This window comes from Neobacillus sp. NPDC058068 (assembly GCF_042885335.1).
Classification (GTDB): domain Bacteria; phylum Bacillota; class Bacilli; order Bacillales; family Cytobacillaceae; genus Neobacillus.
In genome coordinates this window covers 43,498-62,867 of record NZ_JBHVSI010000021.1, presented here as the reverse complement: position 1 = coordinate 62,867, position 19,370 = coordinate 43,498, and the positions used below count along the sequence as shown (strand labels likewise).

General features: G+C 39.8%; 16 protein-coding genes and 1 tRNA gene. 6 read left to right on the top strand and 11 right to left on the bottom strand.

Features of this window, described 5'->3' with window-relative positions; genetic code table 11:
• Nucleotides 1-32: 32 nt before the first annotated feature.
• The 3 genes from spoVK to miaA all read right to left on the bottom strand — a co-directional run bounded on the left by spoVK (nt 33) and on the right by miaA (nt 2,615).
• Entirely contained in the window at nt 33-980 is a 948-nt protein-coding gene (spoVK, locus tag ACFVSW_RS22135; protein ID WP_387318780.1) for a stage V sporulation protein K, read from the bottom strand.
• Between the two features lie 421 nt (nt 981-1,401).
• The gene (gene hfq, locus ACFVSW_RS22130) at nt 1,402-1,632 is read right to left on the bottom strand and encodes an RNA chaperone Hfq (protein WP_066085555.1); all 231 of its coding nucleotides are present in this window, start codon (nt 1,630-1,632) and stop codon (nt 1,402-1,404) included.
• 26 nt (nt 1,633-1,658) lie between these two features.
• Entirely contained in the window at nt 1,659-2,615 is a 957-nt protein-coding gene (gene miaA / locus ACFVSW_RS22125) for a tRNA (adenosine(37)-N6)-dimethylallyltransferase MiaA (protein ID WP_387318779.1), read from the bottom strand.
• Nucleotides 2,616-2,898: 283 nt separating this feature from the next.
• Here miaA and mreBH point away from each other — a divergent pair, with 283 nt between their 5' ends.
• On the top strand, nt 2,899-3,906 hold the full coding sequence (mreBH, locus tag ACFVSW_RS22120) for a rod-share determining protein MreBH (RefSeq protein ID WP_387318778.1): 1,008 nt from the start codon (nt 2,899-2,901) through the stop codon (nt 3,904-3,906).
• 68 nt (nt 3,907-3,974) lie between these two features.
• Here the strand turns inward: mreBH and ACFVSW_RS22115 are convergent, their stop codons facing one another.
• The 3 genes from ACFVSW_RS22115 to mutS all read right to left on the bottom strand — a co-directional run bounded on the left by ACFVSW_RS22115 (nt 3,975) and on the right by mutS (nt 9,104).
• Nucleotides 3,975-4,421 (bottom strand): hypothetical protein, encoded by a 447-nt coding sequence (locus tag ACFVSW_RS22115; protein ID WP_387318777.1) that lies wholly within the window; start codon nt 4,419-4,421, stop codon nt 3,975-3,977.
• Nucleotides 4,422-4,564: 143 nt separating this feature from the next.
• Nucleotides 4,565-6,502 (bottom strand): DNA mismatch repair endonuclease MutL, encoded by a 1,938-nt coding sequence (mutL, locus tag ACFVSW_RS22110; protein WP_387318776.1) that lies wholly within the window; start codon nt 6,500-6,502, stop codon nt 4,565-4,567.
• 13 nt (nt 6,503-6,515) lie between these two features.
• Nucleotides 6,516-9,104: a DNA mismatch repair protein MutS gene (gene mutS, locus ACFVSW_RS22105; RefSeq protein ID WP_387318775.1), complete on the bottom strand. Its 2,589-nt coding sequence runs from the start codon at nt 9,102-9,104 to the stop codon at nt 6,516-6,518.
• Nucleotides 9,105-9,383: 279 nt separating this feature from the next.
• Between mutS and ACFVSW_RS22100 the strand changes: the two genes are divergently transcribed.
• Nucleotides 9,384-10,121 (top strand): YwaF family protein, encoded by a 738-nt coding sequence (locus ACFVSW_RS22100; protein ID WP_387318774.1) that lies wholly within the window; start codon nt 9,384-9,386, stop codon nt 10,119-10,121.
• Between the two features lie 73 nt (nt 10,122-10,194).
• Nucleotides 10,195-10,268: transfer RNA gene (locus tag ACFVSW_RS22095), tRNA-Arg, on the top strand.
• Between the two features lie 275 nt (nt 10,269-10,543).
• Here ACFVSW_RS22095 and ACFVSW_RS22090 read toward each other — a convergent pair.
• The gene (locus ACFVSW_RS22090; RefSeq protein WP_387318773.1) at nt 10,544-10,825 is read right to left on the bottom strand and encodes an FAD-dependent oxidoreductase; all 282 of its coding nucleotides are present in this window, start codon (nt 10,823-10,825) and stop codon (nt 10,544-10,546) included.
• Nucleotides 10,826-11,118: 293 nt separating this feature from the next.
• Here ACFVSW_RS22090 and ACFVSW_RS22085 point away from each other — a divergent pair, with 293 nt between their 5' ends.
• On the top strand, nt 11,119-11,964 hold the full coding sequence (locus tag ACFVSW_RS22085; protein ID WP_387318772.1) for an SDR family oxidoreductase: 846 nt from the start codon (nt 11,119-11,121) through the stop codon (nt 11,962-11,964).
• Nucleotides 11,965-12,162: 198 nt separating this feature from the next.
• On the top strand, nt 12,163-13,542 hold the full coding sequence (locus ACFVSW_RS22080) for a catalase (protein WP_387318771.1): 1,380 nt from the start codon (nt 12,163-12,165) through the stop codon (nt 13,540-13,542).
• Between the two features lie 51 nt (nt 13,543-13,593).
• On the opposite strand, the gene ACFVSW_RS22075 is transcribed toward ACFVSW_RS22080, so the two are convergent.
• The 3 genes from ACFVSW_RS22075 to ACFVSW_RS22065 form a co-directional block, all read right to left on the bottom strand.
• Nucleotides 13,594-14,229 (bottom strand): GDSL-type esterase/lipase family protein, encoded by a 636-nt coding sequence (locus ACFVSW_RS22075; RefSeq protein WP_387318770.1) that lies wholly within the window; start codon nt 14,227-14,229, stop codon nt 13,594-13,596.
• A 245-nt stretch (nt 14,230-14,474) separates the two neighbouring features.
• Nucleotides 14,475-16,193, bottom strand: a complete 1,719-nt coding sequence (locus ACFVSW_RS22070; RefSeq protein WP_387318769.1) for an alpha-keto acid decarboxylase family protein — start codon at nt 16,191-16,193, stop codon at nt 14,475-14,477.
• Nucleotides 16,194-16,441: 248 nt separating this feature from the next.
• The gene (locus ACFVSW_RS22065) at nt 16,442-17,671 is read right to left on the bottom strand and encodes a YHYH domain-containing protein (protein ID WP_387318768.1); all 1,230 of its coding nucleotides are present in this window, start codon (nt 17,669-17,671) and stop codon (nt 16,442-16,444) included.
• A gap of 362 nt (nt 17,672-18,033) precedes the next feature.
• Here ACFVSW_RS22065 and ACFVSW_RS22060 point away from each other — a divergent pair, with 362 nt between their 5' ends.
• Complete coding sequence (locus tag ACFVSW_RS22060; RefSeq protein ID WP_387318767.1) at nt 18,034-18,255, top strand: hypothetical protein; 222 nt, start codon at nt 18,034-18,036, stop codon at nt 18,253-18,255.
• Between the two features lie 53 nt (nt 18,256-18,308).
• Here the strand turns inward: ACFVSW_RS22060 and ACFVSW_RS22055 are convergent, their stop codons facing one another.
• Nucleotides 18,309-18,932 carry a hypothetical protein gene (locus ACFVSW_RS22055; RefSeq protein ID WP_387318766.1) on the bottom strand — a complete coding sequence of 208 codons (624 nt, stop codon included), beginning with the start codon at nt 18,930-18,932 and terminating at the stop codon, nt 18,309-18,311.
• Nucleotides 18,933-19,370 lie beyond the last annotated feature (438 nt).

The following is a 19,370-nucleotide window of genomic DNA, read 5'->3' as shown; positions in this document are numbered from 1 at the left end:
GGCGGATTGCTCAGATCCACCGATTTTTCTCTTTAATCTTCCTCAAAGACGAGATCATTGCTTCTAAGCGTCATCAATTCATGCCTATCATAGCTATTGAGCATTAACAGCCGCATTGCTTGGGCGCGAACGGATTTCTCAATGACATTACGGACATATCTGCCGTTTGAAAAAGTATTTGGATTTAACACCGCCTTCACCCAAATTAAATGATCTCTTAATTTTTTTTCAGCTTCATGACTTAAGGTATACTCTCTCTCTAACAACATTCTTCCGGCAATATCCATCAGCTGGTCAATATTATAATCTGGGAAATCAACCACTAAGGGAAAGCGCGAATGAAGTCCGGGGTTTAAGGTAAGAAAGTATTCCATTTCTCGGGAATATCCCGCAAGAATAAGGATAAATTCATGCTGCTTATCTTCCATATGCTTGACAAGTGTATCGATTGCCTCCTTGCCAAAATCCTTTTCCCCGCCACGGCCTAACGAATAAGCTTCATCGATAAATAGAATCCCGCCTTGGGCTTTCTTAATCAAATCCCTCGTCTTTTGTGCGGTATGGCCGATATATTCACCAACAAGATCAGCACGCTCTGCCTCAATTAAGTGGCCTTTTGTCAGAACGTTCATTTTGTGAAAAAGTTTACCAATCAATCTTGCTACCGTTGTTTTTCCTGTTCCGGGATTCCCTTTAAACATCATATGCAGGGCTTGTTTTCTTGCCTTCAGCCCTATTTCCTCCCGTTTCTTGTTCACATAGATCCAAGCATAAATTTCCTTTATCATGCGTTTCATTTCTTCCATGCCAACCAATGCCCCTAGCTCCTCTTCAATTTCCTTAAGAGCTGTGTGCTCAGGGGGAATCTCCTTTGGAACAACTTGAAAATCAGGCAACTCCTTTGTAACTGTTTTTCTTTTTTGGGAATTGAGCACAACCCTTATTTGGCCGTTACTTTTCATTCGAAATGGTTGATCCAAAGCTTTCACCTCTCAATCTGCATCCAGTTTCCGCAAGGTAGGTTCTAAGCGCTGCTAAGAAAATCTATCCGATTAATTTTGAAATCATCGCACATAGAAAAGCATATTCCTTCATTCTATGTGTATTCACAACTTATAAAATTCATTAAAAAAGATTTTCCCTTTACTTTTTTTAAAAAAATGGCTGTGTTAAAAGTGAATGTTGATTTCCGTTCCAGGCGCTTCGCTTTCCGCGGGGCGGGCGGTGAGCCTCCTCGGCGCTATAGCGCCTGCGGGGTCTCACCTGTCCCGCTGCTCCCGCAGGAGTCTCGCGCCTTCCACTCCAATCAACATTGTGCTCAAAATCAACAATCTGCTTTAACACAGCTTTTTGAAAAATAAAAAGAGCCCGCGGTGAGCAGGCTCAATTTATTTAAAGAAATTATTGGGCATCCAATTCAAGCTGAACATTTCTTTGCGGTGCAAAGGTTGAAATCGCGTGTTTGTATACTAGCTGCTGCTTCCCTTCTGATTCAAACAGAACGGTAAAATTATCAAAGCCCTTAATTTGTCCTCTTAATTGGAATCCGTTCAGAAGGAAAACTGTAACATGGATATTATCTTTACGGCATTGATTTAAAAATTGGTCTTGAATATTGATCGTCGTTTTCATTTGTATATCCTCCTCTTTTATCTCTACTAATATGTATTCGATTTTACTTGAAGCTTTCCTTCAACATAATGTGAAATTTCCATTATTTTTTTTGCAAAATTATTCACATTCGTCATTTCAAACCATTTTACCACCATCTTATTGCGAAACCAAGTCAATTGCCTTTTGGCATAGCGCCGGGAATTTTGTTTTAAGTTCTCAATTGCTTCCTCTAATGTAACATATCCATCCAAATAGTGATAAATTTCTTTGTAGCCAATCGCTTGGATGGATTGGCAATCACGCAAGTCCTGTTGATATAAGCTTTGCACTTCTTCCAAAAGCCCTTCAGCAACCATCAAATCAACCCGGTCATTAATCCGTTCATACAGCTTGTCCCGTTCCATCGTTAAACCAATCAGGGCCGTATTGTAAAGAAGTTCCGGCTGCTGTTTGCTTTGATATTCCTGCATTGTTTTACCAGTGAGCTGAAAAATCTCCAAAGCGCGAATGACCCTTCTTACATTGTTGGGGTGGATATGTGATGCACTTTCGGGATCAACCTCCATTAATTCTTTGTGTAGTGCAACATTACCGATTTCCTTTACTTTTTCTTCAAGGTGCTCGCGGAATGATTCATCCCCTGCAACATCGGAGAATTGATAATCATAAATGACTGACTGAATATACAGCCCTGTCCCGCCGACAATAATCGGAAGCTTTCCCTTTTGGGCAATCTCACTTATTTTTGCCCGAACAAGGAGTTGAAATTCAGCAACAGAAAAATTTTCCGAGGGATTTTTTATATCAATTAAATGGTGTGGAATTCCTTCCATTTCATCCTTGGTTATTTTCGCCGTCCCAATATCCATACCCCGATAAATTTGCATCGAATCTCCGCTGATAATTTCCCCGTTATACCGTTTGGCCATTTCGATACTTAGCTTTGTTTTCCCCACTGCTGTCGGGCCAATAATTACTAATAATTTTTGTTTTTCTACCACTATTTTCTCACTGCCTTATCTCATTTATTGCGTCTATGCTTTCATGTTATCATAATTTTGCTAAGCAGTTGAACATCATATCAGTATATACAAAATAATTCTTATCTATGCTTAGCTTCGAGCAAATTATTTTTATCCACTTTACTTCCAAAGGCGGAAAGTTTTTCATGTAAATTTACAATAGGATAACGGTTCATTTACAAACAGCTTTCCACCCCCATATTCATGATAAGCTTAATCGTAGTCTATCATGTATAAAAATTATAGGAATAAGGTGAAATCAATGCTTTCTACTTTTGATATTGGAATTGATCTAGGAACAGCAAATATATTGGTTTATAGTAAAAACAAAGGAATTGTCCTTAATGAGCCCTCCGTAGTGGTCATCGATACAGTTACAAAATCTATAGTAGCCGTTGGACTAGAAGCAAAAGAAATGATCGGTAAGACACCTGAAAAAATCGTGGCTATCCGCCCTTTACGAGATGGGGTCATTGCGGATTTTGATGTGACAACAGATATGCTAAAACATGTGCTCCGTAAGGCTTCTAAAAAAGCGGGCTTTTCCATTCGTAAGCCAAATGTGGTCGTTTGTATCCCCTCCGGTTCTACGAGTGTGGAGCAAAGAGCGATTCATGATGCCGTGAGAAATGCTGGAGCTAAAAAGATCTCCTTGATTGAGGAGCCAGTTGCAGCCGCCATTGGTGCGGGACTTCCTGTGGATGAACCTGTAGCTAACGTGGTAGTTGATATCGGCGGTGGAAATACCGAAGTTGCCATTATCTCCTTCGGCGGTGTGGTTGCTTGCCATTCAATTAAAATCGGCGGCGATCGCCTTGATGATGATATTATTCAACATGTCCGTAAAGAGTACAATGTGTTGATTGGTGAGAGAACTGCAGAAAGGATTAAAATGGAAATTGGGTATGCACTTGTTGATCACGAGGAGCTTTTCATGGATGTCCGCGGCCGTGACCTTGTCACAGGTTTGCCGAAAACGATTACTCTTTCATCCTATGAAATTCGCAATGCGCTAAAGGAGCCTCTGCTTCATATATTAGAAGCGGTCCGGGCCACGCTTGAAGACTGCCCTGCTGAGCTCAGCGGCGACATCGTTGATCGAGGAGTAATTCTAACCGGTGGCGGATCGTTAATGAATGGGATGGAAGAATGGCTAAGCGAGGAAATATTTGTGCCTGTTCAGCTTGCATCCGAACCACTTGAATCTGTGGCAGTTGGCACGGGTAAGGCTCTTCAATATATTAGTAAACTACAGGCTGGCGTGAAATAGGACAACTCTTCCAGGGGACATCAATATACACCAAAGAGGCTGAAGGATAAATCCTCCAACCTCTTTGTTTATTTATCACTATTTCTTTTTCTCATATTATTGAAGTAAAGGAAAATCGGCAGCGGGATTACAATAAAGCCGAGGCTTTTAATGATTTGATTTTTTGCACCTTCCTTATTACGGTTCTTTTCGTCTGTTACTGCCTGTTCATAATTAGCTCGCAGTTCTTGATCTGATAATGTTTTTTGACTTTCCGCCTTACCTTCCTGACGAGTCTGCATGTAGTCTTCATAGCTTTGATAATAGCTTGGCGGACTAACTAGATCCGCAGCAGCCATAAAAATAGAAATTCCCCCTCCAATCACCATCATAAGCGTTGCAAACAAAACTAAATACGTATAAAGATGACGTATCACCGCTTCATCCCCCATTTCTTTGTTTTTCACAGCATAAACAATGACGAATGTGATAATAACTACTGGTAAAAATGTGGTTAACAGGCCAAAAACAACCAAAGGCCCACCCCTCTCCATTACATAAATGTAAAGCTTATTAAAGTCTTTACATTATTATATTGTCGTTCTAAAATTGCAATTCTTATATTTAAGCAAAAAAAAGAACGTTCCTCTTACCATCTTAGGAACGTTCTTTTACAGTCTTACATCACCCGTTTAAACATCTTCTCCATCTCGTAAATACTGTAATGCACGATAATCGGTCTTCCGTGCGGACAGGTAAAGGGATCAGATGCCTTTCGTAAATCATCTAACAATGCTTGGATTTCATCGTTGCGCAAATGGCGGTTCGCTTTAATCGAAGCTTTGCAACTCATCATAATCGCTGCTTCCTCACGCAATTTCTTAATATCGACCTTTTTCATCGCTAAAAGCTGCTCAATCATGTCTTCGATGATTTGTTTTTCTTCTCCTTTTGGAAGCCATTGCGGATGAGAACGGACAATGAAACTATTTATGCCGAATTCCTCTAGAAAAACGCCGACCTTTTCGAGCTCATGTTGGTATTCCATTATTTTCAAAAACTCATCCGTTGAATACTCAAACGTTAACGGCACAAGCATATCCTGCAGTTCAGACTGAACCTGACCTACTTTTTCACGGAAGTATTCATACTTTAATCGTTCCTGTGCCGCATGCTGATCAATAATATATAAGCCATTTTCATTTTGAGCAAAAATATAGGTTCCGTGCATTTGCCCGATTGGATAGAGACGGGGCACCCGGCTCTCCATTTGGTCATTATCAACACGAGACTCCATTATTTTGTTCTCATTGAGATCGACCTGTTGTTTAGGAGCAAAAGATTCAGTTGGATCGAAAACAGATCTTGGAGACTCCTCAGTTTCTGCAACAACCGCTGTTTCACTTCGAACAGGAAAATCAGCAAATGGCACCGTAGGCATCGTTCGGGTTTCCTGAACGGTTTGCGTTATCGCAGGCGTCGGTTGCACATATTCCTGAACGGTTTGCACCGCACCAGACCATTCCCTATGAATTTCTTGATCATCATTTGTGCCCTCATCAAGCTGGAAAGCAGTTTGTTCAGACTTTGGCGCTTCTTTTTTCACCTGAGTGTAGGCTGTCGGAATTAACACCTTTGATTTAAACGCCTCTTTGATAATCGTTGTGACCAGTTCATTCAGTTCCGCTTCTTTACTAATGCGCACTTCCATTTTCGATGGATGAACATTGACATCCACCAGCATCGGGTCCATTTCAATATTAAGGAGGACAATCGGAAACCTGCCGATGGGCAGCAATGTATGGTACCCTTCCTGAATCGATTTCGCTAACGGATAGTTTTTGATAAAACGACCATTAATCATCGTCGAGATATAATTTCTTGATGCTCTTGTAACCTCCGGCATCGAAGCAAATCCGCTAATTTTATAATCAAGCGAGGTACCGGTTATCGGGACAAGCTGCTTGGCGATGGCCATTCCGTAGATCGATGCCAGCACCTGACGAACATCGCCGTTTCCATTCGTTTGCAGCAGCTTCCGCTCATTATGAATGAGCCGGAATGCTACCTCCGGATGGGACAGAGCAAGCCGATTGACCACATCCGTGATATTTCCAAGCTCAGTGTGGATCGTCTTCATATACTTCAAGCGGGCGGGCGTATTGTAAAATAAATCAGTAATCAAGATATCCGTGCCGCGTCTGCTTGAGGCTTTTTCAAACGTTTCGACTTTCCCGCCTTCAATGACTACTCGGTTTCCGGCACCTTCTCCGGTCGAAGTCTTCATTTCAAGCCTGGAAACGGACGCGATACTCGGCAGGGCTTCGCCTCGGAATCCAAGGGTCCGAATCCTGAACAAATCATTTTCATCCTTAATTTTACTAGTAGCATGGCGTTGAAAAGCGATTAATACATCCTCTTCGTCAATTCCGTACCCATTATCGGTTATTCGAATTTTCGCGAGTCCCGCTTCCTCCACCTCAATTTCAATCACGGTACTGCCGGCATCAATCGCATTTTCAACCAGCTCTTTGACAACAGAGGCGGGGCGTTCGACTACTTCTCCCGCCGCTATTTTGTTCGATAGGGCGTCATCTAATTGAATAATTTTTCTCATTCGCCTTCAACCCCTACTTTAACTTTTTCTGGAGCTCGTACAACATATTAATCGCCTGTAGTGGTGTTACCTCTAATAACTCTATTTCTTTAATTTTCTCTAAAACTCGTTTTTCCTTAGAAGTCAGCTCTTGTTTCTTCGTTTCCTTCGGTTCATCAAAAAAGGATAATTGAGCTGGCTTTTCTTCGATTACCTCCGCTTTCACGGGAACAGCAGCTTGAACGTCGGAATGCTCAAAGGCTGTTAAAATTTCATTTGCCCGGCTGATTAATTCAGCTGGTAGTTCAGCCAGCTGTGCGACATGAATTCCGTAGCTTTTATCGGCCGGTCCTTCTTTAATTTTATGAAGGAAAACAACCTTGCCGTTATGTTCAATCGCGCTGACGTGGATATTTTTTAGCTTCGAAAGCTCTTCATCTAAAACGGTCAGCTCATGATAATGGGTTGAAAATAAAGTTTTCGCCCCAATCCGCTTATGAATATATTCAATGATAGCCTGCGCCAATGCCATTCCGTCGTAGGTTGAGGTGCCGCGGCCGATTTCGTCAAACAAAATCAAACTGTTTTGAGTCGCATTTGTGATCGCATTTTTCGCTTCGAGCATTTCAACCATAAAGGTACTTTGACCAGAGATCAAATCGTCTGCCGCACCGATACGTGTAAACACCTGATCAAAAATCGGCAGCACGGCTTCAGAAGCCGGAACATAACAGCCGATTTGCGCCAAAATAGCCGTCAAGGCAATTTGGCGCATGTACGTACTTTTACCCGACATGTTCGGGCCTGTAATCAATAGAACTTCCCGGTCGCTGTCCATATGACAATCGTTTGGTACATATTCCTGAGCGTTTAATACCTTCTCGACCACTGGATGGCGGCCATCCTTAACGGCTACACGACGCTCAGTAGAAAATTGCGGCTTCACATAGCGGCGTTCTTCACTGACCTGGGCAAAGCATTGCAGAACATCGAGCTCGCTGACCGTTTTCGCCAGCGCCTGGAGACGCGGGATTTGCTCCTTCACAATTTCACGGATTTCGCTAAACAATTCATATTCAAGCTCACCGCATTTTTCTTCCGCTTGTAAAATTAACGCTTCTTTTTCTTTTAAATCCGGGGTAATAAAACGTTCGGCATTCGATAGAGTTTGCTTCCGTTCATACTGTCCTTCTTCTAAAAGATGCAGGTTAGCGCGTGTGATTTCAATATAGTAGCCAAATACGCGGTTATAGCCTACCTTCAACGATTTAATCCCGGTTTTCTCCCGCTCTTCCCGTTCGAGGCAAGCAATCCATGTTTTCCCGTTTCGGCTGGCATCCCGATATTGATCAAGCTGGGCATTGTACCCGTCACGGATGATATTGCCTTCTTTTAAGGAAAGCGGCGGATTTTCAACAATTGCCTGCTCCAATAAATCGGTGACCTCTTCACACGGATCAAGGAGTCCGGCGATTTTTTCCACCTGTTCATTCTGCATCCCCTGCAAAATTTGTTTTAAAAACGGCACCTGCATTAAAGAACGTTTTAGCTGGACTAAATCACGGGCATTCACATTTCCAAAGGCAACACGCCCTGCTAAACGTTCTAAATCGTATACCTCTTTTAATTTTTCGCGAAGCTCTTGGCGTTCAAAGTAATGACTCATTAGGACTTCAACGATCGCTTGACGCTGTTCAATACCAGCCTGATTAATCAGCGGCCGGTCAATCCACGTTTTTAACATTCTTCCGCCCATCGCGGTCATCGTTTCATCAAGAAGCCATAATAACGAGCCCTTTTTTCCTTTTGAGCGAATCGTCTCGGTTAACTCAAGATTACGCTTTGAAAAATAATCTATTTTCATATATTGATGAATTTGATAGGTGGTAACTGGCTGAAGATGGTCAAGGCTTCTCTTTTGCGAGCGATATAAATAGTTAAATAGCCTTGCAGTTGTTTGTTTCAATTTATCTTGATTTAATTCCTCCAGCAGATGGGCATAATTCATCTCTAGCGAACTATTATCTTCGAACGAAATCGCCAGCACATCGCGTTCCCGCATCTTCTTTTGCAGCTCTCCGTCAAAATTACTAGCAACCACTACTTCTTTGGCACTTAAGACCGACAGTTCATTCAATACCTCATCAAAATTACTAGAAAGCAAGGTTACGCTGCTCTCACCTGTTGAAATATCGTTATAAGCAAATCCATAGGTTTGGTCATCAAACGCTGTAATCGAGGCAATATAGTTGTTCTCTTTGTCCGATAAACCTTTGCCATCCATCACCGTACCCGGAGTGATTAACTGAACAACCTCCCGTTTGACCATTCCTTTTGTCTGTTTCGGGTCTTCCGTTTGCTCACAAACCGCTACTTTATAGCCCTTTGAAATAAGCTGTTCAATATAGTTTGCGGCCGCATGGTAGGGGACTCCGCACATCGGAATCCGTTCATCGGTACCGCCTCCGCGGCTTGTTAAGGTTATCTCTAATTCCTGTGATGCTTTTATCGCATCATCGAAAAACATTTCATAAAAATCGCCTAAGCGAAAAAATAAAAAGGCATCTTGATAATCTGCCTTCACGGTTAAATATTGCTGTATCATCGGCGTGTATCCTGCCATAATGACCTCCAGGGTTAAATTCATTTCGAGTATCTTCGACAAACTATTATATCACAAAATGATGGTGTCAGGCACTCGTCGATTTCGCTGACAAATCTTTAAGTTATTTGAAATAATTAATTCTTTAACTCATATAAATGTGTTATGTTCATCTTCTTAGATCCGAAAACAATTCCTTCAATCTAGAAATGGACAGGAACGAATCACTCGTGATTTTCCCAAAAATTCAAATTTCGCTCACCATTTTATGATAAAATACAAAAAAGGATGGTGGAAATTATGGAGTGGTTTAGCGGGAGTTACAAAAATTATGATTTTCAGTTGTTTTCAGCAAGTCACTTTGTTATCCTAACCATCTTAATTCTATGCTCTTTAGCAATATTTTTATTGAGAGATAAGTTAAGTGCTGAAAAATGGAGAGGTACTGAAATCGGTGTCGCTATTTCGCTAATAATAATGGAGACTGCTTATCACTTATGGCTGATTGTAAATGGCAGCTGGCATGTCAGCGACGCCATTCCATTGGAGTTATGCAGCATCAGCCTGATATTAACAGTCCTCTTATTGTTGACAAGGAAAAAAATCATTTACGAGATTTTATTATTTACAGCATTACTTGGCGCATCTCAGGCATTAATCACCCCACTATTAAATTATGACTTTCCGCATTTTCGATTCTTCCACTTCTTTTATACTCATTTAATGATCATTTGGGTGCCGCTCTATTTTACTTGGGCAAAGGGGTACCGACCAACTATCTGGTCGGTATTAAAATTATTTATTTGCCTAAATGCTTTGATGCCGATTATTATCGTCATTAATAAGCTGGTTGACGGCAATTATATGTTCTTAAGTCATAAACCTGACAGCGCCAGTTTATTAGATGTTCTTGGTCCCTATCCATGGTATATCTTATCCATGGAAGGTTTATTAATAACGCTAAGCCTAATTGTTTGGTTGATTTTCCGTGGAAAGGAAGCGAAAAAAACAGCAGTGGAGAGGAACCTGCCGCTTTAATAAAATCAACTTTTTATTGACCTTTTTCGATTAACTGATTATAATAGAAAACGTTCTAATCAATTGGATACTTGTCCCAATAGCTCAGCAGGATAGAGCAACAGTTTCCTAAACTGTAGGTCGGAGGTTCGAATCCTCTTTGGGACGTACGAGAAACCCTTATTTATCAAGGGTTTCTTTTTATTTTAACTTTTAAAAAGATAATTATTTTCTGTAATAGGGTTCGGATTTGGACAGAATTTATTTTTTACCATTAAACAGCAATCCCGAACGTGCCATCTTAATAGTATTTTTTATTTGGAGATTAAACGGGATCGTATCCTTTAAATCACCCGTGATTCCTAACTTTTGATAGGCTGTCCACTCTTTCTCAATATTTTTAGCATACTAATCTGTTACAGCATAAACATATGCATCTTGCCTCAGGAATCACAGTCGATTCCTTTTTCCCTTGAAGTATTCTCAACAAATGGGATAACATTTGAACTAAACTCAAAATAAAGCTTGGCTTTTTCTTCGCCAAAATATTTTATTAAGTGGTCGTAAATTAAGATATGCTGTGCTGTCAGCTTAGCTGTTGTATGTGCTGTTGTGCCGTTAAGGACATTCCGAGCTTCAATGCTTGCAACCTTCAAGCCTTCTTTCGAGAGTAAGTAAGCCGAGGTAATTCCTGCAATTCCTGCCCCGATTATGGCAACATCCACCGATAAATCTTTATTTAGTGTATTAAAAGTGGGCAGCTCTATATCACGCCAATAAGTTGTTGAAAATTAATGGTCATTTGCCGATGCCCCCATATGTAGACCTCCAAAATTAATATTGAACCTGTGGTTAACTTTTCCTAAGAGAAAGAATTAATTCTCTTATTCCAAATAAAAAATAGAAAGAACCGTGAATGCTTTATCTTTAACTTTTTTCAAGGATATATTTTCATAACAACAATCATAACCTATATCAGAATTTCATTTATTATCAGCAAAAGCCGAGAGGAGTGGATTTGATGGGTTTCCCGCCTCAGCAACAAAGTAAACCTGGTATTGAATCATTAATGACACCCAGACCTATATTTGATAACCCCAATTACAAACCAGCCGGTAAACTCATGAATAAGATAGCTCTCATTACTGGTGGTGATAGTGGAATTGGGAGAGCTGTAGCAGTCGCTTTCGCGAAAGAAGGTGCAGACATTGCAATCTCATACCTGATTGAACACAGCGATGCAGAAGAAACGAAGTTCTATGTTAAAAAGTACGGGCGTCGTTGCATTATCATTCCAGGCGATATCGGGTATGAGCAACCTTGCCAACAAGCTGTAATGCAAACCATTCACCAATTTGGCCGTATTGACATTTTGGTGAATAACGCCGGCGTACTTTACATACAAAACAGTCTACTGGATGTTGATTCGAATCAACGAGCAAGTACTTTTCACACAAATATTTTCTCGCAGTTTATTTTGACGAAAGCAGCTCTGCCATTCATGAATTCAGGGAGTTCAATAATAAATACAACATCCATTAGTGCCTATCTAGGAGATCAAGATTCAATTGACTACTCGGCATCAAAAGGAGCCATTGTTTCCTTTACACGTTCGCTATCATTGTCACTGGCATCACAAGGGATTCGAGTCAATGGTGTTTCCCCAGGGCCAATTTGGACTCCATTAATTCCATCTTCCTTACCTCCAGAGCAGATTGCCACATTTGGAGACAATGTTCCTATGAAGCGAGCCGGTCAACCGTTTGAAGTGGCACCTGCTTATGTATTCTTGGCATCCGAAGATGCATCTTACATATCAGGGCAAATTCTGCACGTGAATGGTGGAAAAATTGTAAACGGTTAAATATTTAACAAAAATAATCTTAGTTATTATTATCCAAACAGTCTAATTACCCAACACTTTTGGATGAGTTACTTCTATTAACTTTAAGAAACTATATTTCTAATGAATGTTGAAAATAAAAGAAGAAGATACATATTCGAACCTTAAAAATCATATTTAGTAACGATTGATGGATATTAAATTTTGGAGGCTATAATAATGAATGATAAACATCATAAACAGAGGCAAACTTTATTAGAGGAAAGCCAGGATGAAAATCGAGACCTCTCCAATGAGCCAGCTAAACTTCATTCCCAGACGATTGGCTCTGGGGGACCTGTACTGGAACAAGATGGTGTACTACACGAAACCTTACAAGAATTTATTCATGAAAAGATTTTAGAAAGACCTGTTCATGTAAAAGGATTTGGTGCATTTGGTTATTTTCAAACGATATATTCGATGTCCGAACATACAAAACTGAGCTTTTTACAAAATTCTAATCAGAAAGTTCCTGTTATGGTTCGCTTTTCGTTAGCTGTCGGTACAAAAGGAACACCTGATACATCTAGAAATGTACGTGGTTTAGCTACAAAATTTTATACAGAAGAGGGTGTTTTTGACCTTTTATGTAATCATATTCCTGTCTTTTCTGTACGTGATGCGATACGATTTCCGGAGTTTATTAAAGCATTCTTACCTTCACTAAAAAATAATTTAATTGATCCTGATAAGTCTTGGAGCTTTGTAGCAAGAGCGCCTGAATCGATTCATTTTATTGTACGTTTATACTCTGATGCTGGTACGGTAAAAAGTCTTCGCCACATTCCAGGACATAGTGTAAATACATATATTTGGAGAAATGCTCAAGGTATTAGAAAGTACGTTAAATACCATTGGTACCCATTTGAAGGTGTACAATACATTGGACGCGAAGAAGCAAATAGACTAGCCGCTGAAAATCCTGATTACTCTGGTAAAGATTTATACGATGCGATTGCGGGTGGTAAACCGGTGGAATATGGCTTATATGTCCAGCTCATGGACCCAAAGGATGAAGCAAATCTTTCTTATGATCCTTTAGACAATACAAAAGTATGGGATGAAAAAGAATATCCCCTAATACCAGTAGGCAAAATGGTATTAAATAAAAATCCTGCTAATTACATGGAACAAGTAGAAAAAGTCGCCTTCTCCCCTTCTAATTTACTAGACGGCGCAGAATTATCTGATGATAAAATACTGCAGGGCCGTGCAAATATTTATAGTGATTCTCAAAGAAGAAGAATTGGAGCTGAATTTCGTAAATTACCGGTAAACCAACAGCAAAATTGGACACCAGCTAATCAAATTACAAGTGGTGATGGAAGATATGTTGAAGGCAAACTAGAAAGAACTTCTATAACAAAGCAAGACGATTTTGGGCAGGCTGGTGAATTCTATACGAGGTTAACTCAAATAGAAAAAGAACATCTTGTCGAAAATTTAGCTAGTGATTTGAAAGTCATATCTGATGATATTAGAAAGAAAGTTATGGAGTATTTCAATAAAGTATCATCTGACTTAGCAAAGAGAATTGAGATTGAAATGAAAAAGTGATAAGAAGATTAAAAAACGTCATTATTACGATTATACTTACAGCCTTTAGCCCTATAACGGGGAATATCCGAGCCTACTAAAAGCTAATGCCATTTGATAGTATCCCCTACTATTAGGATGAACTCCTCCTGATGATAATAAAACTTTTTCATTCCCCTTAAATACACTATAGATATCAGCTATTTTAACATTCAATTCCCGACCAAAACGGTTAATCAATGAATTAAACGCTCTAATCGCCTCATCTGCGATAGGAATATTGATAAATGGATTGTATAAATTCATTATGCGTAAAATATATTTATCTTGTTTGTCTAGATGGTGAATTTTTTCTACTATTTTTGAGATGTTATTCCCTGATTGTTTAATAGCCTGGGATATACTTTCTTCGTTTTTATTAATTAAATAACCTTTAGCAGCGTTTATTAAATCATCCCCTCCAGCTGTTATCGTGATGATATTTGCACAATTTACAGCTTCCGTAACCAACGGGGCATTGAGCATAAATAATACATCCTTTGTCGTTGCTCCTGACCATGCATATTTTTGCAAATAAATACGCTTTTTTAAAATTTTCTGGCTTAGATATCTGTAATTTTCAACAAATCCAGGGTCCAAAACCGGAATACCGATACCCACAGTAAGGGAATCGCCTATCGCAAGATACCGTAAATGATTGAAATCCATATTTCACCTCAACTAATTAGTTATATTCTTATACTATTCAGTAAAAGATGAATGGCGAAGCATTAAAAAAGAATGGGCAAACGATGCCAAGACAAAGATAGCAATTGTCGTCACAAAGAATTAATAATAAAAATTATACCCTTTAGCACAAAAAGAAAAAGCCACCATTATGGCTGGATCTTCGACTCTTGCGCCCGAATGGTTAAGTTCAGATCCATTTTCAGGAAAACTCTTGTTATTCGGGACTATTTCTGTCTGCGCTGCATTTCCTGTTTCTCCATATAACTGCGCATCCGTCGCATATATTCGGGTGCGTCCATCGGATTCCCGGCGATCATTTCAATGATACAGAGTCTTTCGGCACGTTCCTTTTCAGCTTGGGTTATAGCCTGATCAAGCTCTCCAAAGGTCCGAACCGTAACGGTAAACGCGTTGCCACCATAGGCTTCTGCCAGCTTGGTGTAAGACCATCGAGGGATTTGGTTGTACTTTTGATCCTCTGTTTTGACATTCAAATATTTCTCGATCGTATAACCATCGTTGTTCAAGACGAAGATTATGGGCTTGCAGCCGTAATAAAGTATGGAACTGATCTCTTGGGCTGTCAGCTGAAGTGAGCCGTCACCCGTAAACAGTAGCACCCGGCGTTCCGGCGCGGCGATACTGGCACCGAAGGCCGATGGTGTGGCGTAACCGATGGATTCCCAGCCTCCTTGCCCAATATATGTTACATTGCTCGGCAGTCTCACCTCCGCCATTCCATTGTAGAAAGTCCCGGTCTCGACGATCACAATATCGCTCTCTTTCAGCATACGCTGAAAACGGGGATAATAGCCTGCCGCCATTAGAGGTTCGTCGGCACTAGCTTTGACTTGATCGTAAGGAAATGACAATTTCCCTGCCAACCCTTTACCCTTGTAACCCACTTTCTGCACTGCTTGAAGCATGTCGGTTGCCAGAACATTCGGATACTCCGCCTCAGCGACCTTGACCATATCCGGTTGAATATTGACAGTCACCAGTGGGTTCAGCTTTGCGGTAAAATTTGCAGTGTTGGTGTCCGCCCATACCATGCCGATCGCAATGATACAGTCTGCATTTTCTACCGTGCTTTGGACTTCGGAACTTCCGAAAGAGCCTAGGTACATTCCGATATAATTCTGATGGGCTTCGTCGAATGCTCCCTTCCCAAACATCATCGTCACAACAGGCACGTTCATGGCGTCGGCCAGCTGCCGAACTGCTGTCTGAAGGCCGAAACGCATCGTTTTGACGTCCACCAAAATGACCGGCCGGTGGGCACGCTCCAACAGCTTTCGGACATGATCTGCCGCTGCCTGAAGGGTTTTCAAGTTGGACATTGGACGCGGCGGCATCGGCTCTTCACGGGCAGTGATCGGCTTGGTCACTAAATCATCGGCAACAACAAGGTATACCGGCTTTTTCTTTTCCTTCGAAATTCGAATCGCATTCGGAATTTCAATCTTGGCGTTTTCCGGCGTAAGCACCGCAGTATAAGCCGCAATATGCTCATACACTTTGCGGAAGACATCAAAATTTCCATCCATTAGGGTGTGGTGCATCAGCTTGTGTTCCTTTTGATCCTTATCAGGAGGCGCACCCACAATGTGAATTATTGGCACATGCTCGCTGTTGGCTCCCGCTATTGCATTGCAGGCGCTGAGCTCCCCGACCCCGAAGGTCGTAATAAGAGCGGAGATGCCTTTAATTCTTGTGTAGCCATCCGCGGCATAACCCGAATTTAGTTCATTCCGTCCACTTATAAACCGGATGCCGTTATACCGCTCCAAAGTATCAAGCAATGTAAAATTATAGTCCCCTGCGACGCCGAAAATTTCGGTAATGCCCTCCAGCTTCAGGCAATCGAACAAATACTGGCCAACCGTTTTTTGAGGCGTTCCGGTTTGCGTGCCAGAGTTGTCCACAGGCATCATGTTATTCATCTCTATCTCTCTCCTTATCCATTTTTTAGACTTGTTCTCTTTTACAGTACCCTTATTAATAGTACCCCTTCATTGAACAGGTTATCCCGCGTTCGGAGCGAATGCCGCGATGAGCGATACTTTTCCAATGCAGTTTCTACAGCCTTTTTTGTTTCTATACGGTTAATGGTAGGTAGATAAAAATAAGTAAGGACACCGATTTAAACAGCACTATAGTGCCATTCAATCAGTGTCCTCTCATTCTCGGACTAATGTAAATTTCTTTTTGTCTTTATAGAACTTTTATCAAAATTATTAAATCCCAAATTGCTTCCCCAGATAATATCAACCCAATCTTCTTCATGATCATAAAACATAAAAAAGTTTATACTTTCGTAATAATCCGGATTGCTTGGATCACTGATTTGAGTAAAGTAATCCTTAATATTTTGAGATGTCTTTGGAGCTCCTATTGTTGAAGAAACTGCAGAAAGAAAATCAATGTACTTACCATATCCACCAACATAATCATGTACTACAACTCCAACGAATTCGTCACCATCATAGATTAAGTTCAATCCGTAATTATCAGTCTCGATTGTAAAACCAAATTGAGATGCTACTGAACTTATTTTGTTAATTAATTCAGTATCATAAAATTCTGCTTTACCATCTGGACCTATCTTTACTCCATCAATAAAAGTATTAAGAGCCATTATTCCGTTTGGATAGAAATAATAAGAATCCTTACCTAACTGTAGCCAACCAGTTTTCATTGCACCATCAGGGGTTAAGTAGTACCAATTAGAACCGTCCTTCAGCCACCCTGTTTTCATAGCACCCGAAGTTTCAAAATAAAACCACTGACCGGAAACGCGTTCCCAACCTATTGACATATCCCCGGTGTTTTTAAGGTAATAAAACTTGTTTCCGTCATTTAGCCATCCAGTTTTCATAGCACCTGTTGGTTGTAGGTAATACCACTTGTTTCCGTCTTTTAACCATCCAGTTCTCATAGCACCAGTTGATTGTAGGTAATACCACTTGTTTCCGTCTTTTAACCAGCCAGTTTTCATAGCACCAGTTGATTGTAGGTAATACCACGTACCACCAATTTTAACCCACCCTTTTGCCATAGCACCTGAAGAAGTTAGATAGTACCATTTACTACCTAAATAGACCCAACCAGTTTTCATTACTCCATTTCCGTCTAAATAGTACCAGTTGTTACCATAAGCTAGCCAGCCCTTATGTAATTTACCTGATGAATAGTAATACCATTTACCACCACTATTCTGCCAACCATTCTTTACAGTACTTTTTCCACTATTTCCGCCATTATGATAATGGTATTCTCCATTTTTCAGCCCATACTGTGAACAGTTAGTCCAACAATTATGACCACCATTCGAATCAACTTTTCCTGGTGAAGCAAAGGCCGAAATCGGTAGTGATGTTAAAACAAAAAAACAAATAAAAGCAACCAGTGATTTTTTCATCTTCTCCCCCTAATTTAATTGATTATTTCTATTTTTCCAATACATTTACAGTATAGTGGAATAGTAGAAATATGGAAATAGTAAATGAAGAAATATATTAAATATGCCTTCATATTTGAGAAATACCTTTTTTATTCGCTTTAAATTCATGATAAACGGAATTATTTCAGAATTGCACCACACTTTTTACACTGATTTTGGTCTGGTTTATCTAAGTCAATTTTTCTCCTCAGCATAACTACAAAAAATTTTCACTATCTCACCTTTCAATATGAGGTAATTTCTCGTATACTTTTTGGGATTATTTTTATTATCAGTAATGAACCTAACTTTTGATCATATATTAATATGAGGTGAATGAAATGGATAAACATCTTAAACAAACATTTGATGTGAATTTTTTGAAAATCGGCATAATTGCCAATGCTGGAGTATTACAAATTGGTTGTGGGGCTGGTATAACTCAACGTGTCTCTTCTGTTGCTGGATATACTACAATCGGAACTGCATTAGTTCATCTAACAGCTCCTGCTGTCCCACTAGCAGCACCAGTAGGTATAGCAGCACCAGTAGGTCGAAATTAAAAAATTTGTCCCTTCTTTAGTATTAATTACCCTCTTTAAGTAAAAGGCCACTCCTAAAGGAGCTTATAAGTGCCATCTTGATAAACCTTGTAGTAACCTAAAGTTCCAGTTTTGCCAGATACACGTGTAGATATGGAAACAAGTTGTATCGTATAATATGTTCCGTTGTCATCCGTTCGAAGTGTTTCATCTACACCAAACGAAACATCATCGTCCGTTCCCTCTTTTAGGTGTTGCTTTAAGTATTGAACAGCTTCTTCTCCACTTGAAATATATGTATCATTGTCACCAATAGTTGACTCTCCTTTGCTATTTGCACCGTTATTATAAGTTTTCGCTGTATTATCAGGTTTTGACTGATTTTTGGTTGATGTATCAACATCAGGTTTATTAGAATTCTGCGATAGTTTCTCTTCATCTTTTTTATAGCTTACATTTGAGTTACTATTTTTAGATGTACTATCCGAATCATTATTACTGCTATTATCAGATTTCGCTGTGCTGTCGGTAGATGAATCATTTGATTGAGAAGAATGATCTGTCTTTTGTGATATGTTATCAGGTATTGACTGGTTCTTGGTTGATGTAACATCAGATGAAGAATTGCTACAAGCAGACATTCCGACTAATAAAAAAACACATAAAATTGCCACGATAAAAATTTTACTTTTCTTCAATTTTACAGCTCCAATCTCTTTTTTTAAATGCACAGCTTAAATCATTTTAACATAACCAAAAATATCCTTCTAAATTTTTGTTTTAAAATTGTAATTAATTGGAAAATTTCTAATTAAACTTTCAAACAGTATAGTGGAAGAAAAATAACAACTATAACGCTTCAATTTTTTTAAAAAAAGGCTTAGAGATAAAATATTAAAGGGTTCCGTTTTCGGGTGCTTTCTTATTAAAAGACACAAGAATTGACGTATGAATTGGCATCCGTCATTTTCTTTATTTATCAAGGTTTCTGCGAATTCGACATAGTAATTGACATCATTATTTATGATGGACAATAAGTATTGTACAATTAAAAAAAGGGCCAAAACTTCTGTCATTTGCAGTGCCGTTTTGAGTACCAATTTTATTGATCTTTATAAGCTGGGCGATAAAAAGCT

Coding starts and splice junctions, on each gene's coding strand:
- hfq (WP_066085555.1), bottom strand. CDS start 1,632: ATGAAAACGACGATCAATATTCAAGACCAATTTTTAAATCAATGCCGT.
- mreBH (WP_387318778.1), top strand. CDS start 2,899: ATGCTTTCTACTTTTGATATTGGAATTGATCTAGGAACAGCAAATATA.
- mutL (WP_387318776.1), bottom strand. CDS start 6,502: ATGAGAAAAATTATTCAATTAGATGACGCCCTATCGAACAAAATAGCG.
- mutS (WP_387318775.1), bottom strand. CDS start 9,104: ATGGCAGGATACACGCCGATGATACAGCAATATTTAACCGTGAAGGCA.
- ACFVSW_RS22100 (WP_387318774.1), top strand. CDS start 9,384: ATGGAGTGGTTTAGCGGGAGTTACAAAAATTATGATTTTCAGTTGTTT.
- ACFVSW_RS22080 (WP_387318771.1), top strand. CDS start 12,163: ATGAATGATAAACATCATAAACAGAGGCAAACTTTATTAGAGGAAAGC.
- ACFVSW_RS22075 (WP_387318770.1), bottom strand. CDS start 14,229: ATGGATTTCAATCATTTACGGTATCTTGCGATAGGCGATTCCCTTACT.
- ACFVSW_RS22070 (WP_387318769.1), bottom strand. CDS start 16,193: ATGAATAACATGATGCCTGTGGACAACTCTGGCACGCAAACCGGAACG.
- ACFVSW_RS22065 (WP_387318768.1), bottom strand. CDS start 17,671: ATGAAAAAATCACTGGTTGCTTTTATTTGTTTTTTTGTTTTAACATCA.
- ACFVSW_RS22060 (WP_387318767.1), top strand. CDS start 18,034: ATGGATAAACATCTTAAACAAACATTTGATGTGAATTTTTTGAAAATC.